The following is a 14,979-nucleotide window of genomic DNA, read 5'->3' as shown; positions in this document are numbered from 1 at the left end:
TGACAGAATGATAGAATGTAGCAATTGCTGTGAACATTCACTCATTCAAAATTCACTCAATCAATAATTAAAATAGCATGCAATTACAAGATTTACTTTATGGCGTAACGATTAAAGAATTGGTTGGAAAAACCGATAGGGAAATCAATGCGCTTAACTTTGATTCGCGCAAGGTTGGTAAAGAAGATGTATTTTTTGCTATTTCCGGGACAGTAACCGATGGTCACCAGTTTATTGAGCAAACCATTGCGCAGGGTGCAACCGTAATCGTTTGCGAAAATCTTCCTGAAGTACATGATTTTACCATCACTTACATTAAGGTAGAAAGTACGGCTGCGGCTTTAGGCATTATGGCGGGCAATTATTTTGGTAATCCTTCTGCAGATTTGAAATTGATTGGCATCACAGGAACCAACGGTAAAACCACTATTGCGACTATCTTATTTAAGTTATTCAAGGATTTAGGCTACAAAACCGGCCTGATTTCTACTGTCGAAAATTATATTAACGATACCGTCATTGCGGCCACACATACTACACCGAATCCAATTGCACTGAACCAGTTATTGAGAGATATGGTAGATGCAGGTTGCGATTACTGTTTCATGGAAGTAAGTTCGCATGCCGTTTCACAGCACAGGATAGCAGGTTTAAGTTTTTCTGGTGGTGTTTTTTCAAACCTTACACACGATCACTTAGACTTCCACAAAACCTTTGATAGTTATTTAAAAGCGAAAAAGACCTTTTTTGATATGCTGCCAAAAACGGCATTTGCATTAACCAACATTGATGATAAAAATGGTAATGTAATGTTGCAGAATACCAAAGCATATAAAAAGACATATGCCTTGAAACAGCTGGCTGATTTTAAAGCTAAAATTGTGGAGAATGGTTTCAGCGGTTTGCACCTGGATATCGATAATGAAGATGTTTATTTCAAGCTGATCGGTTCGTTCAATGCATACAACTTACTGGCGGTTTACGGAACAGCCATTCTTTTGGAACAGGATAAGCTAAAAGTATTGACTTCTTTAAGTCTGTTAACTGGTGCTGAAGGGCGTTTTGATTATATCGTTTCTGAAGATAAGATAATTGGTATAGTGGATTATGCACATACGCCAGATGCTGTTCAAAATGTTTTGGGAACCATTGCAGATATCCGCAAAGGAACGGAACAGGTAATTACGGTGATTGGTTGCGGTGGCGATCGTGATAAAACAAAACGTCCGATTATGGCACAGGTGGCCTGCGATTGGAGTGATAAGGTGATTTTAACCTCCGACAATCCCAGAACGGAAGATCCACAAAGTATTATTACAGATATGGAAGCTGGCGTTTCGCCAACCAACAAGCGTAAAACATTATCCATTTTAGATAGGAGAGAAGCCATTAAAACAGCTTGCCATCTGGCGCAAAATGGAGATATTATTTTAATTGCAGGGAAAGGTCATGAAAAATACCAGGAAATAAATGGCGTAAGAAACCATTTCGACGACAAAGAAATTTTACTAGAACAATTAAACCCGAACAGCTAATGTTATATTTATTATTCGAATACTTGCATAAGCACTACGACATTCCTGGTTTAAGGTTGTTTCAGTATATCACGTTCCGTGCGTCGATTTCCATTATTTTATCATTGGTGATTACCACAGTTTATGGACGTAGGTTAATCGACTATTTACATAAAAAACAAGTAGGTGAAATTGTAAGAAATCTTGGTCTGGAAGGGCAGATGCAAAAACAAGGTACTCCAACTATGGGAGGGATTATCATCTTGTTGGGTATTCTGATTCCGACTTTATTGTTCGCTAACATTTCCAATATTTATGTTATCCTAATGATCATTACCACCGTTTGGATGGGAGCTGTTGGTTTTCTGGATGATTATATTAAAGTTTTTAAAAAGAATAAAGAAGGATTAGCGGGTAAGTTTAAAGTTGTCGGACAAGTAGGTTTAGGCCTGATTGTGGGTACTACGATGTATTTCCACCCGAATATTGTGGTGAGGGAAACGGTTCAGGATGATGTGAAAAACACCTCTTCGGCGCCAATGGTTCTACGTCAGAAAGGGGAGACTTTTTACTATACTCAAGATGTTAAATCGACTAAAACCAACATGCCCTTCTACAAAAACAATGAGTTCGATTATGCGAAGGTTCTAAAGTTTTTGGGTGGCGATTATCAGAAGTTTGCTTTCATCATCTTTTTGCTAATTACCGTTTTCATCATCACTGCGGTATCAAACGGAGCGAATATAACGGATGGGATAGATGGCCTGGCAACGGGAACTTCTGCCGTGATTGGGATTACGCTGGGGATTCTCGCTTATGTTTCCGGTAATACCGTAATGGCCGATTACCTGAACATCATGTACATTCCAAATTCAGCAGAGCTGATGATCTTCGCAGGCGCATTTGTGGGGTCTTGTGTAGGCTTTCTTTGGTATAATTCTTATCCTGCTCAGATTTTTATGGGCGATACGGGTAGTTTAGCCATTGGTGGAATTATCGCTTCCTTCGCTTTGATGATCCGTAAGGAATTATTAATTCCTGTTCTATGCGGTGTTTTCCTGGTAGAATTGGTGTCAGTAATTATGCAGGTTTCTTACTTTAAATATACGAAGAAGCGGTTTGGCGAAGGGCGCAGAATTTTTCTGATGTCACCATTGCATCACCACTATCAGAAAAAGGGATATCATGAAGCGAAGATTGTAACACGTTTCTGGATTATCGGAATCATGTTGGCAATAATCACGATAGTAACATTGAAATTAAGGTAATGAAAAGCTTAAAGACCAAAGCTGAAAGCTTGAAAAGAAAGAATATAATTGAAAACTAAAATACCTTAGGTGGTAAATAAAAATAAATGAGTGGCGTTCAGGCTCAGTCTTGATACTTGATACTAACTACTTAATACTAACAAAAAAATGAACACAAATCAAAATAATACATCAGGAAACCAGCAGTCAGCAATGGCAGGGCAGGGCCGTGTGGTTATTTTGGGCGCAGGCGAAAGTGGCGTTGGTGCTGCGAAATTGGCGCAGGCGAAAGGTTTCGAGGTATTTGTTTCAGATTTTGGTAACATAGCCGATAAATATAAATCAGCCTTAGAAACGCTAAATGTGCCTTTCGAATCAGGGAAACATACCGAAGAGTTGATTTTAAACGCAATCGAGGTGATTAAAAGCCCGGGTATTCCGTCTACTGCACCAATCATTAAAAAGTTGGTTGCACAAGGAACGCCAGTAATTTCAGAGATTGAGTTTGCAAAGCGTTACACTTCTGCGAAGACCATCTGCATTACAGGTTCGAACGGAAAGTCGACCACAAGTTTGCTTACCTATCACATTCTTAAAAATGCAGGATTGAATGTTGGTCTTGCAGGCAATATCGGTCATAGTTTTGCGGCTCAGGTTGCAGAAGAAAACTACGATTACTATGTGCTGGAAATTTCCAGTTTTATGCTTGATGATATGTTTGAATTCAAGGCAGATATTGCTGTGCTTTTAAACATCACACCAGATCACTTAGATCGTTACGATTACAAAATGGAAAACTATGTTGCATCAAAAATGCGCATTGTTCAAAATCAAACCGCAGAAGATGTTTTTATCTATTGCGCAGACGACGAAGAAAGTATTAAAGCTGTGCTGGCCTTCCAACCAATAGCAAAGACATTTCCGTTCTCCATCACAAAAAAAATTGAACCAGGCGCTTATTTAGAAGCGCAAACGATAACGATCCTTATAGAACCAAATAAAGAACTAACCATGTCTATTCTTACAGATTTAGCCTTACAAGGCAAGCACAACATTTACAACTCTATGGCTTCGGGCATTGTTGCGAAGGTTTTAGAGTTGAGAAATGAAACCATTCGCGAGAGTATGGGTAATTTCAAAAATATTGAGCACAGGTTAGAGCATGTAGCAAAGATTTCCGGAATTGATTTCATCAACGATAGTAAAGCAACAAATGTAAACTCTACCTGGTACGCCCTAGAAAGCATGACTGCCGATGTAGTTTTGATTATGGGTGGGGTGGATAAAGGCAACGATTACAACATGCTTAAGGATTTAGTAAAAAGCAAAGTAAAGGCCATTGTTTGTTTAGGTAAGGATAATAAACGCATTCACGATGCTTTTGAAGATGATGTAGAGATAATTGTCAATACATTTTCAGCTGATGAGGCCGCACAAATTGCCTTCCATTTGGCTAAACGCGGAGATGCAGTTTTGCTTTCGCCGGCCTGTGCCAGTTTCGATTTATTTACAAGTTATGAAGACCGTGGTAATCAGTTTAAAGCGGCAGTTAGAGAATTATAAATAGGAGGCTTAATAAAGATGTTCCAAGCACTACTTGATAAAACAAAAGGCGATAGATGGATCTGGTTGATCATCATCCTGCTTTCGCTTATATCTGTAATGGCAGTTTACAGTGCAACAGGAACTTTAGCCTATAAAAAGGGTGAAGCCGTAGAGAAATTGCTATTGACCAAACACCTCATCTTTGTTTTAATGGGGATTGGGATGATTTACATTGCGCATTTGCTGGATTATCGGTATTACGCAGGTATATCTAAAATTTTAATGATCATCACGATTCCGTTGCTGGTTTACACGTTAATATTTGGTACGAATTTAAACGATGCCTCACGCTGGGTGAAAATTCCGGTAATTGGATTAACTTTTCAAACCTCCGATTTGGCAAAACTGGCTTTAATTACGTTCTTAGCCAGAATGCTGACGAAGAAACAAGAGAATATTAAAGATGTAAAAGAATCATTTTTACCCATTATGGGCTCTGTATGTGTGGTTTTCGTATTGATTGCATTAGCCAATTTATCTACAGCGCTTATGCTTTTTGGTGTAAGTATTTTGTTGTTAATTATCGGGCGAATTAGTATCAAGCAAATAGCCATTGTTTGTGCGGGTGGTCTTGTGTTATTGTTATTTGTATTCTTCCTGGGGCCGAGGCGGAAGACTTATATGTCCAGGATTAATACGTTTCTGCATCCGGAGATGCAGCATTCAGATAAAACTTTCCAGGCAGACCAGGCAAAAATAGCCTTGGCGACTGGTGGTGTTTTTGGTAAAGGACCAGGTAATAGTACGCAGCGCAACTTCCTGCCACATCCGTATTCCGATTTTATTTTCGCCATTATTATTGAAGAATGGGGAACCCTGGGAGGAATTGTTATTATGGTGCTTTACCTGGTGCTTTTATACCGATGTATAAAGATAGTAACCAAGGCCCCGAAGGCATTCGGGGCGCTATTGGCGGCGGGGCTAAGTTTTAGTTTAACCATTCAGGCTTTTGCAAACATGGCCGTTGCTGTAGGTTTAGGTCCGGTAACAGGGGTGCCATTGCCACTGGTAAGTATGGGTGGAACCTCGATGATTTTTACCAGTGTGGCTTTTGGAATCATTTTAAGTGTAAGCAGAGATGTTGAAGAAAATGCAGGTGCAATAGCCAAAGAGGATAAAGAAAAAGTAAAAAATAAAGTAATTGTTGGAGAGATCCCGGCAATGGCTTAGAATGATAGAATTTTGAATGATAGAATTTTGAATGATTGAATGAGAAAGTTGTAATGATGAAGTGATAAAATGACCTATTGAACAGTAAACATCCCAAAGTTTAATAATTATAAAATTAATAAATAATGGAGAATGTAACTAAAATTGATTTTGTAGAATCGATTAAAGCCAGAACAAAGCAATTGGTTTTGGATTCAATAAAATTTTATCAAACACTACCAAAAACTGAAGAAGGAAAAATAATAGGTAGGCAATTTATACGATCAGCGTCATCAGTCGGAGCGAATTATAGGGCCGCCTGTAGAAGTAGATCTAGAGCGGAATTTTTTTCCAAGCTCAGTATTGTCGTTGAAGAAGCTGATGAAACTGCTTTTTGGATAGAGATCTTAACTGAATCGAAGATTACAAATTCAGTGGAAGCTCAACCGTTGTTGAAAGAAGTAAATGAAATTTTAGCCATTGTAGCTAAAGCAAGAAAAACAGTAAGTAATAATAAATAAAGGATTAAATGAAAGAATTATGGAATGTAGCTATCGCTAGTAAACATTTACTCATTCAAAATTCACTCATTCAATAATTAAATAAGAATGATAGAATGATAGAATGAACGAATGATTGAATGGACTCTCGCTATTTAGCATTCAATAATTCAAAATTCCCTCATTCAATAATTAAATATAAAAATAAAGAATGACAGAATAACAGAATTATGGAATGTAGCTATCGCTAGTAAACATTCCCTCATTCTAAATTCCTTCATTCAATAATTAAATATAAAAAATGAATAATTCCCCAAAAATTATCATATCAGGTGGTGGCACCGGTGGGCATATATTTCCCGCCGTAGCCATAGCCAATGCGCTAAAACGCTTGGTACCTTCTTGTGAAATTTTATTTGTGGGCGCAAACGGACGTATGGAAATGGAAAAAGTTCCTGCTGCCGGATATAAAATTATTGGCTTAAATATTAGTGGTATGCAAAGAGGTTCTATTATGAAGAATCTGGCGCTGCCTTTTAAAATTATCGGAAGCGTAAAACGCGCTTTGGAAATTATTAAGGATTTTAAACCAGATGTTGTTGTTGGGGTTGGTGGCTATGCATCCGGACCAATATTATATGCAGCTTCATTAAAAGGGATACCATATTTAATCCAGGAGCAAAATTCGTATGCCGGAGTTACGAATAAGTGGTTGGGAAAAAAAGCATCGAAAATTTGTGTGGCTTTTGATGAGATGGAGCAGTTTTTTCCGGCAGATAAAATATTAAAAACGGGTAATCCGGTTCGTAAAGATGTAGTGGATATTAAAGGTAAACACTACGCTGGTGCAGAATTGCTGAAGCTTGATCCGCTTAAAAAAACAATTATGGTAACCGGTGGAAGTTTGGGTGCCGGAACCTTGAATAAAGCCATCGAAAAACATTTGCCGGAGATATTGGCACAAGATATTCAGGTGGTATGGCAAACCGGGAAGTTTTACTACAAAGGGATAATCGAAAGATTGGGACTTGAATATCATCCCAATGTGCGTATCCTGGAGTTTTTGAACAAGATGGATTTGGCTTATGCGGCTGCAGATCTCATTATTTCGAGAGCCGGAGCAGGTACCATTGCTGAACTTTGCCTGATCAAAAAGCCAGTGATTCTGGTGCCTTCGCCTAATGTTGCGGAAGACCATCAGACTAAAAATGCCATGGCTCTGGTTAAGAATGGTGCAGCATTGTTGGTTAACGATCGATCGGCAGAAGATACATTAGTTAATGCTGCAATGGAGTTGCTGGAGAATGAAGATCAGCGCCAAAAGCTAGCTGAAAATATCGGAAAAATGGCACTTCCGGCAGCTGATGAAATTATTGCCGGTGAGGTTTTGAAATTGATTAGATAAGCGGCTGAAAGCGGAGAGCTAAAAGCTGAAAGCAAATGCGAAGTTTTAGGTAATAGTAAGTAGGGAATAGTAAATAAGAAATAGATTAAAGAAAATAGATATAAATAGTAGAAGGGCAGCTTTAAGCTTTGGTCTTTCCGCTTTAAACTTAAACAGTAGAAAGGCAGCTTTGAGCTTTAACCTTTCCGCTTTAACTTAAAACAGTAGAAAGGCAGCTTTAAGCTTTAACCTTTCCGCTTTTAGCTAAATAAAAAAAATGGAACTAAGTAAAATAAAAAGGGTGTTTTTCGTTGGTGTCGGTGGTATCGGCATGAGTGCACTTGCCCGTTATTTTGCTAAACGAGGTCAGCTGGTTTGTGGTTACGATAAAACCAGAACCAAACTTACAGAGACTCTGGAGAGTGAGGGAATCCTGATCACCTATACCGATGAAGTGTCATCATTACCTGAAGCTTTTTTAAATCCACAGGATGATACCCTGGTGGTTTATACGCCAGCCATTCCAAAGGATGCAAAGGTGTTAAATCACTTCCGGGATCTTGGTTTCATCTTGAAAAAAAGATCTGAAGTATTGGGCATCATCAGTACAGGAATGTTTTGTATTGGCATTGCGGGTACACATGGCAAAACGACAACTTCATCAATTGTTGCGCATATTCTTACTGATACGGGTTATGGTTGTACGGCCTTTTTAGGTGGCATCGCCAGTAATTATAATAGCAATGTGCTTTACGGAACCAACAATGTGGTGGTGGTAGAGGCTGATGAATACGACCGTTCCTTTTTAACTTTGCATCCTGATGTAGCAGTAATTACTTCTATGGATGCCGATCACCTTGATATTTATGGTGATAAGAACCAATTGGAAGAGTCGTTCAAGCTATATGCCAGTCAGTTAAAAGCTGGTGGTAAACTTTATGTTCATGAAGGTTTGCCTTTAGAGAATAGTACCAGTTATGCGGCTAGCCAAACGGCTAACGCGAAGGCATTAAACTTGAGGGTAGAAGGTGCTAAGTTTGTTTTTGATTATGAAGATGATAATCAGAATATTAACGACATCAGCCTGATGTTGCCTGGTAAACACAATGTAGAAAATACAACTGTTGCCATCGCCATTGCCTTGCAGTTAGGGATCGATCAGGAGAAGGTGAAACAAGCTGTTGCCAATTTTAAAGGGGTTAAACGTCGCTTTGAGTATATTGTAAATAACGAATCGCAGATATATATTGATGATTATGCGCACCACCCGGAAGAGCTTAAAGCTTGTTTCGATGCTGTGCGACAATTATATCCGCAGAAGAAACTAACGGTGATTTTTCAACCGCATTTGTTCAGCCGGACACGAGATTTTGCCAATGAGTTTGCAAGTGTTTTAAGCACTGCAGATGAACTTTTACTACTCGATATTTATCCCGCCAGGGAATTACCACTGGAAGGAATAGATGCACAGTTTTTATTGAACAAAATTACCTTGTTGAACAAGCGTATTTTGGGAAAAGATGCGGTTATTCAATATGTAAAAAATGAAAAACCTGAATTAATTTTAACTGTAGGTGCAGGAGATATTGATACGATTATTGAACAACTTAAAAATATATTAAATAATGCTTAAACGATTTGACTGGAGCGCAATATTTACTGGCTTCGCCTGGCTAATTAGCCTGGCAGGCGTGGTGGTGCTTTTAAGTTTCATCAATGTTAAAAAGCAAACTGTAAAATGTACTGATGTGAAAATTTTAATTCCTGGTGCGGATAACTTCATCGAAAGAGAAGAAATTGATGCCATTTTGAAAGAAGATCAGGGAGTGCTTTTAGGTCGGAATCTTGAAAGGATTAACATTCATCAGATAGAAAAAAAGTTGCAATCTAACCCTTATATCGGATTTGCGAAAGTTTATGTAGATATGGATGGCGTTTTACACATTGAGGTAAAACAAAGACAGCCCATTGTACGTATATTAAATGAAACTGGACAAGATTTCTATATTGACAATGATGGATTAAAAATGCCGATCTCTTCTAATTTTACCGCAAATGTACTGGTTGCCACTGGTCATATTTCGGAAGTTTTCGGCAGCAGAGTAGATACACTTCATACCAAATTAGCACGCGACCTTTATAAAACAGCTCAGTACATTAAAAAAGATACACTCTGGGATGCTCAGATTGAGCAGATCGTAGTTGATCAGCAGAACGATATGGAGCTTATTCCAAGGGTAGGTAACCAACGCATCATTTTAGGAAATGCAGATTCGCTCGAGAAGAAAATGAATAACCTGTTAATTTTTTATAAAAAAGCGATGCCTCAGGTGGGGTGGGAAGCCTATAGAACAATTAACATAAAGTACTCGAATCAGATTGTTTGCCAGAGACGAGACTCTACAGAAATTGCGAGGAATCTTAAAAGATTATCGAAAATGGATAGTGTTCGTGTTCGTCAAAAAGTATCAGATTCATTAATAAGCAATGTAATCGCTACTGCCATTAAAGAGAAGCCGATTGAAAAACCTTCAGTAGCTGCACCTCAAAAGATTGAACCTAAAAAAACTGAATCTAAAAAAGCAGAGGAGAAAAAGCCAGAGGTAAAAAAAACAGAAGTTAAAAAAGTAGAAAAAAAGGTTGAACCAAAAAAGGCAATAGTGCAGGCGGTAAAACCAAAAGCAGCGAAAACGGTAGAGAAGAAAGATAAGCCAAAAGCGACAGCTACGGCGAAACCAGCTTTAAGTGCCCAGGCACTTAAAAAACAAAAGGAAGCAAGAGATAAGGAAATCAGAGCCCTAGAAAAACAATATAAAACTCAGCAAAATTAACAAATATGGACAAGGCAAAATTTACCAGTCAGTCGCCCATTGTAGTAGGATTGGATATCGGTACTACAAAAATATGTGTTATCGTTGGTCGCAGGACACAGCACGGTAAGATAGAAATCTTAGGAATAGGCAAGGCAGAATCAGCGGGGGTGACACGTGGTGTGGTTTCTAACATTCAAAAAACCGTACAGGGCATTGTGCAGGCAGTTGAGGTCGCCAGCGGACAATCTAACGTAGAAATACAGGTGGTAAATGTAGGAATTGCTGGTCAGCACATCAAGAGCTTACAGCATAGAGGGATTTTAACAAGAAGAGAATTAAACAACGAAATCGGTAAAAAAGATATCGATAAGTTGATAGATGATATGTTTAAACTGGTAATGCCTCCCGGAGAAGAAATTATCCATGTATTGCCACAGGAATTTACTATCGATAACGAGCCCGGAATCAAAGACCCGATTGGTATGGCAGGCGTGCGTCTTGAAGCTAATTTCCACATCATTTCTGGTCAGGTTACGGCAGTAAAAAACATCATTAAATGTGTAAACAATGCAGGGTTACAAACTCAGGATCTGATTCTTGAACCATTGGCGTCTTCTGAATCGGTGTTGAGCGAGGAAGAGAAAGAAGCGGGTATTGCATTGGTAGATATTGGTGGTGGTACCACTGATATTGCGATTTTTCACGAAGGGATTATCCGCCATACTGCTGTAATTCCATTTGGTGGAAACAGTGTGACTGAAGATATCAGAGAGGGCTGCTCTGTAATGCGTAATCAGGCTGAGTTATTGAAAACACGTTTCGGTTCTGCACTTGCTGAGGAGAATAAAGAAAACGAAATTATTTGTGTACCAGGTTTAAGGGGCCGCGAACCCAAAGAAATCTCGGTTAAAAACCTGGCTTATGTTATTCAGGCGCGGATGGAAGAAATTATAGAGCACGTTTACTATGAGATTAAATCTTCCGGATATGAGAAAAAATTAATCGGTGGTATTGTGATTACCGGTGGAGGAGCATTGTTAAAGCACTTATCTCAGGCTGTTGAATATGTAACAGGGTTAGATTGTAGAATTGGTTATCCGAACGAGCATTTATCTAAATATGAAGATATGCCTAAAACCATTTATGATGACCTTAAAAGCCCGATGTATGCAACCAGTGTTGGCTTGTTGATTAAAGGAATTCAAAAGGCAGAAGAACTGATCGAAGAAATGAAACAGCCAGGTGTTTTTGTAGAGAAACCAAAATCTATAAAAGAGAAAGAGAAACGTGGACCAGGTTTGTTTGATAAATTATTAGCAAAAACAAAGACATTCATTCAGGATGATATGAATGTTAGCGATGAGGATTACTTAAAAAGCTAAAACTTTTCAACAAAAAGGGAGTTTTCCACATTCTTAACAATTGTGGAAAACGTGTGTTGAAAAAGTGTTAATATTACATTGAGTAATGAACAGAATTTAAAAATTTTTAAACAACTGATTCATAAAGATATGCAGTTCGAAATGTTAAAAGATAAGTCTTCAATCATCAAGGTAATTGGTGTTGGAGGCGGTGGCGGCAACGCGGTGAACCATATGTACCTGTCGGGTATTACTGGTGTAGATTTTATTATTTGTAACACAGATGCCCAGGCTTTGGAATCTAGTCCTATACCTAACAAGGTACAATTGGGTGCTAGTTTAACCGAAGGAATGGGAGCTGGTTCTATCCCTGAGGTTGGTAAAAACTCGGCGATAGAAAATATAGATGATATTAAGGCAATGCTAGGTAGCACAACCAAAATGCTTTTCATTACAGCAGGAATGGGTGGTGGTACTGGTACAGGTGCTTCTCCTATTATCGCTAAAGCTGCAAAAGAACTCGATATCTTAACCGTTGCCATTATCACCACTCCATTTTCTTTCGAAGGAAAAAGACGTCGCCTTCAGGCTGATGAAGGAATGGAGGAACTAAAGAAATATGTAGATTCATATTTAGTGATTTCTAATGATAGATTGCGCGAGATTTTCGGAAACTTAACACTCGGTTCTGCATTTGGTCAGGCTGATGATATCTTAACTACCGCTGCAAAGGGTATCGCAGAGATAATTACTGTTCCAGGTTATATCAACGTGGATTTTAAAGATGTGCGTACCGTAATGAAAGATAGTGGCGTAGCCATTATGGGTAGTCATTCTGCTGATGGTGAAGACCGGGCTCTTGAGGCGGTTGAAGGTGCATTAGCTTCTCCATTATTAAAAGACAATGAAATTGAAGGTGCCCGTTATATTTTATTAAACATCAGCTCTGGTTTACGTGAAGTAACCATGGATGAAGTTTCTATCATTACCGATTACATTCAGGATAAAGCAGGTTTATCTGCAGATTTAATCTGGGGTAACTGTACTGACGAATCTTTAGAAGATAAACTATCGGTAACCATTATTGCTACAGGTTTCCAAACTTCAGAAGAACGCGTTCACGAAGAGAAAAATAAAAAGAAAATATCACTATTAACGCCGGAAGAGGCACCATTGGTTCGTCCGATTGAGGCAGTAAACTCTTTCATACAGCCGAAAGTAGATCCAGCATACGAGCCGGTTTTAAAAGCTAAAGAAGAAGTTTCTCAGGCAGACCTTTTTGGTGGAATGTTTAATAAACCAGAGCACCAACGTGTTCAGGAGCCAGAAACTCACATCGTTCGTCATACGCTAATTGAGGAAGAGCCTCAGGTAGAAGAGCCGAAGGAAACCGGATTTGAATTTGAGGTTAAATTAGCTGAACCAAATTACGTTTTTGATACAACTGTTGCTGAAGCAATACCAGAACCAGAAATGCCAGTGGTAGGTTTGGATGATGACAAAAGCGATGAGTCTATGGAAGAGCAGTTGAAAAAATCTAAAGAGCGTATCTTACGCTTAAAAGATTTGAGTATGAAACTGCGTACAACCAACGGACTTCAGGAATTGGAAAACGAACCTGCCTACAAACGTAAGCAAATGCAATTGCAGCAAGTTCAACACTCTTCTGAGTCGCAGGTAAGCCGTTTCACGTTAAGTAATGATCAGGATGGCGGTACAGAGATCAGACCGAATAATTCTTTCTTACACGATAATGTTGACTAAGTTTAGCCAAATATAATTTTAAGGCCCTCGATTTTAAATCGGGGGCTTTTTTAGCATAATAGCGAGTTGTTGAAAGACTTGTATAGTTACAATTGGTCTTTCCAGCTCGTTAAATAGCGTTAATTGACAAGCAAAGGACTAATACTGTTGATTTTAAGCCTAATAAATCGTAAATTCGCAACAATTTCAGTATAATAAAAACACAATACATTGGATATATTTGATAAAATAGCAAAGCACATGGGGCCACTTGGTCAACACCAGAAATGGTCTCATGGGTATTTCTCATTTCCAAAATTAGAGGGAGAAATTGCACCACACATGCAATTTAAAGGAAAAGAGCATTTGGTTTGGAGCTTAAATAATTATTTAGGTTTAGCAAATCATCCAGAGGTTAGAAAGGCAGATGCAGATGCAGCGGCAGAGTTTGGTATGGCTTACCCGATGGGTGCCAGAATGATGAGTGGTAATTCCAAGTACCATGAGCAATTGGAGCAAGAGCTTGCTGAATTTGTAGGGAAACCGGATGCATTTTTATTAAATTATGGCTATCAGGGCATGGTATCAATTATTGATACTTTGGTGGATAGAAACGATGTAATTGTATATGATGCAGAATCACATGCCTGTATTATTGATGGTTTGCGTTTGCATATGGGTAAAAGATTTGTGTACCAACACAATGATATTGATAGTGCCCGTAAACAATTAGAGCGCGCTACCAAGCTTACAAAAGAATCTGGCGGTGGTATCCTGTTTATTACGGAAGGTGTTTTCGGAATGAGCGGTGCCCAAGGGAAATTAAAAGAGATTGTTGATCTTAAAAATGATTTCGAATTCCGTATCCTGGTTGATGATGCTCATGGTTTTGGAACGATGGGTAAAACTGGTGCCGGTACGCACGAGGCGCAAGATTGTATTGAAGGGATTGATGTTTACTTCGGTACTTTTGCAAAATCGATGGCTGGTATTGGTGCTTTCGTAGCTTCTACAGAAGAGATTACTAATTTTTTGAGGTATAACATGCGTTCACAAACTTTTGCGAAAGCGTTGCCTATGCCGATGGTTAAGGGACTTTTAAAGCGGTTGGAATTATTGAAAAGCAAGCCAGAGCTTAAAGATAAATTATGGGAAATTGCGATGACTTTGCAAAAGGGCTTACGTGAACGTGGTTTCGATTTAGGCGTAACCAATTCAGTAGTAACACCAGTATTTTTAAAAGGAGAATTAACTGATGCTACTGCAATAACATTCGATTTACGTGAAAATTACAGCATTTTCTGTTCCATTGTAGTTTATCCGGTAATCCCTAAGGGAATGATCGAATTGCGTTTAATTCCAACAGCAGTACATACCCTGGAAGATGTTCAACGTACACTTGATGCTTTCAGTGAGGTTTTTGAGAAACTACAAAATGGTTACTATAAAGAAAACCAGTTTGCAATTGTATAAATAACAAAAAGAAACAGATAAGGGCTAATCATTTAAATTGATTGGCCTTTTTTTTGCTCCAATAATTGCGGTGATTCAGTCTGTACATGTACAGCAGTATTAGGCCACATTTAAATTTATGTCGCACTTGGCTTTGATCAAGCCTACTAAATTCTTAAAATAGCAAGTGTTGGCTTCAATAAGGTTTACG

General features: G+C 38.6%; 11 protein-coding genes. All 11 read left to right on the top strand.

Features of this window, described 5'->3' with window-relative positions; genetic code table 11:
* The first annotated feature begins 77 nt into the window (after positions 1 to 77).
* The 11 genes from ACN1CD_RS14405 (at position 78) to ACN1CD_RS14355 (ending at position 14,789) form a co-directional block, all read left to right on the top strand.
* Positions 78 to 1,535 (top strand): UDP-N-acetylmuramoyl-L-alanyl-D-glutamate--2,6-diaminopimelate ligase, encoded by a 1,458-nt coding sequence (locus ACN1CD_RS14405; RefSeq protein ID WP_419131079.1) that lies wholly within the window; start codon positions 78 to 80, stop codon positions 1,533 to 1,535.
* Positions 1,535 to 2,782, top strand: coding sequence for a phospho-N-acetylmuramoyl-pentapeptide-transferase (gene mraY, locus ACN1CD_RS14400; RefSeq protein ID WP_419131078.1), 1,248 nt, complete (start codon positions 1,535 to 1,537; stop codon positions 2,780 to 2,782). The genes ACN1CD_RS14405 and mraY overlap by 1 nt, the downstream gene beginning before the upstream one ends.
* Positions 2,783 to 2,929: 147 nt before the next feature.
* Positions 2,930 to 4,324, top strand: coding sequence for a UDP-N-acetylmuramoyl-L-alanine--D-glutamate ligase (gene murD, locus ACN1CD_RS14395; RefSeq protein WP_419131077.1), 1,395 nt, complete (start codon positions 2,930 to 2,932; stop codon positions 4,322 to 4,324).
* Positions 4,325 to 4,342: 18 nt separating this feature from the next.
* On the top strand, positions 4,343 to 5,536 hold the full coding sequence (locus ACN1CD_RS14390) for an FtsW/RodA/SpoVE family cell cycle protein (protein ID WP_419131076.1): 1,194 nt from the start codon (positions 4,343 to 4,345) through the stop codon (positions 5,534 to 5,536).
* 125 nt (positions 5,537 to 5,661) lie between these two features.
* Positions 5,662 to 6,036: a four helix bundle protein gene (locus ACN1CD_RS14385; RefSeq protein ID WP_419131075.1), complete on the top strand. Its 375-nt coding sequence runs from the start codon at positions 5,662 to 5,664 to the stop codon at positions 6,034 to 6,036.
* A gap of 280 nt (positions 6,037 to 6,316) precedes the next feature.
* Positions 6,317 to 7,420, top strand: coding sequence for an undecaprenyldiphospho-muramoylpentapeptide beta-N-acetylglucosaminyltransferase (gene murG, locus ACN1CD_RS14380; protein WP_419131074.1), 1,104 nt, complete (start codon positions 6,317 to 6,319; stop codon positions 7,418 to 7,420).
* A gap of 256 nt (positions 7,421 to 7,676) precedes the next feature.
* Positions 7,677 to 9,032 carry a UDP-N-acetylmuramate--L-alanine ligase gene (gene murC, locus ACN1CD_RS14375; RefSeq protein ID WP_419131073.1) on the top strand — a complete coding sequence of 452 codons (1,356 nt, stop codon included), beginning with the start codon at positions 7,677 to 7,679 and terminating at the stop codon, positions 9,030 to 9,032.
* On the top strand, positions 9,025 to 10,230 hold the full coding sequence (locus ACN1CD_RS14370) for a cell division protein FtsQ/DivIB (RefSeq protein ID WP_419131072.1): 1,206 nt from the start codon (positions 9,025 to 9,027) through the stop codon (positions 10,228 to 10,230). Before murC ends, ACN1CD_RS14370 begins: the two co-directional genes overlap by 8 nt.
* Before the next feature lie 5 nt (positions 10,231 to 10,235).
* Positions 10,236 to 11,594 carry a cell division protein FtsA gene (gene ftsA, locus ACN1CD_RS14365; protein WP_419131071.1) on the top strand — a complete coding sequence of 453 codons (1,359 nt, stop codon included), beginning with the start codon at positions 10,236 to 10,238 and terminating at the stop codon, positions 11,592 to 11,594.
* A 129-nt stretch (positions 11,595 to 11,723) separates the two neighbouring features.
* Positions 11,724 to 13,337: a cell division protein FtsZ gene (ftsZ, locus tag ACN1CD_RS14360; RefSeq protein WP_419131146.1), complete on the top strand. Its 1,614-nt coding sequence runs from the start codon at positions 11,724 to 11,726 to the stop codon at positions 13,335 to 13,337.
* 210 nt (positions 13,338 to 13,547) lie between these two features.
* On the top strand, positions 13,548 to 14,789 hold the full coding sequence (locus tag ACN1CD_RS14355; RefSeq protein WP_419131070.1) for an aminotransferase class I/II-fold pyridoxal phosphate-dependent enzyme: 1,242 nt from the start codon (positions 13,548 to 13,550) through the stop codon (positions 14,787 to 14,789).
* Positions 14,790 to 14,979: the final 190 nt, after the last annotated feature.

The organism is Pedobacter sp. N23S346, from assembly GCF_048515415.1.
In the GTDB taxonomy this organism is placed as follows: Bacteria; Bacteroidota; Bacteroidia; order Sphingobacteriales; family Sphingobacteriaceae; genus Pedobacter.
The sequence above is the reverse complement of the archived record's forward strand: the minus strand, read 5'-3'. Positions and strand labels throughout refer to the sequence as shown.

Bases quoted from the DNA above. Each gene is read 5' to 3' on its own strand.
- ACN1CD_RS14405 (WP_419131079.1), top strand. From the start codon at position 78: ATGCAATTACAAGATTTACTTTATGGCGTAACGATTAAAGAATTGGTT.
- mraY (WP_419131078.1), top strand. From the start codon at position 1,535: ATGTTATATTTATTATTCGAATACTTGCATAAGCACTACGACATTCCT.
- murD (WP_419131077.1), top strand. From the start codon at position 2,930: ATGAACACAAATCAAAATAATACATCAGGAAACCAGCAGTCAGCAATG.
- ACN1CD_RS14390 (WP_419131076.1), top strand. From the start codon at position 4,343: ATGTTCCAAGCACTACTTGATAAAACAAAAGGCGATAGATGGATCTGG.
- ACN1CD_RS14385 (WP_419131075.1), top strand. From the start codon at position 5,662: ATGGAGAATGTAACTAAAATTGATTTTGTAGAATCGATTAAAGCCAGA.
- murG (WP_419131074.1), top strand. From the start codon at position 6,317: ATGAATAATTCCCCAAAAATTATCATATCAGGTGGTGGCACCGGTGGG.
- murC (WP_419131073.1), top strand. From the start codon at position 7,677: ATGGAACTAAGTAAAATAAAAAGGGTGTTTTTCGTTGGTGTCGGTGGT.
- ACN1CD_RS14370 (WP_419131072.1), top strand. From the start codon at position 9,025: ATGCTTAAACGATTTGACTGGAGCGCAATATTTACTGGCTTCGCCTGG.
- ftsA (WP_419131071.1), top strand. From the start codon at position 10,236: ATGGACAAGGCAAAATTTACCAGTCAGTCGCCCATTGTAGTAGGATTG.
- ftsZ (WP_419131146.1), top strand. From the start codon at position 11,724: ATGCAGTTCGAAATGTTAAAAGATAAGTCTTCAATCATCAAGGTAATT.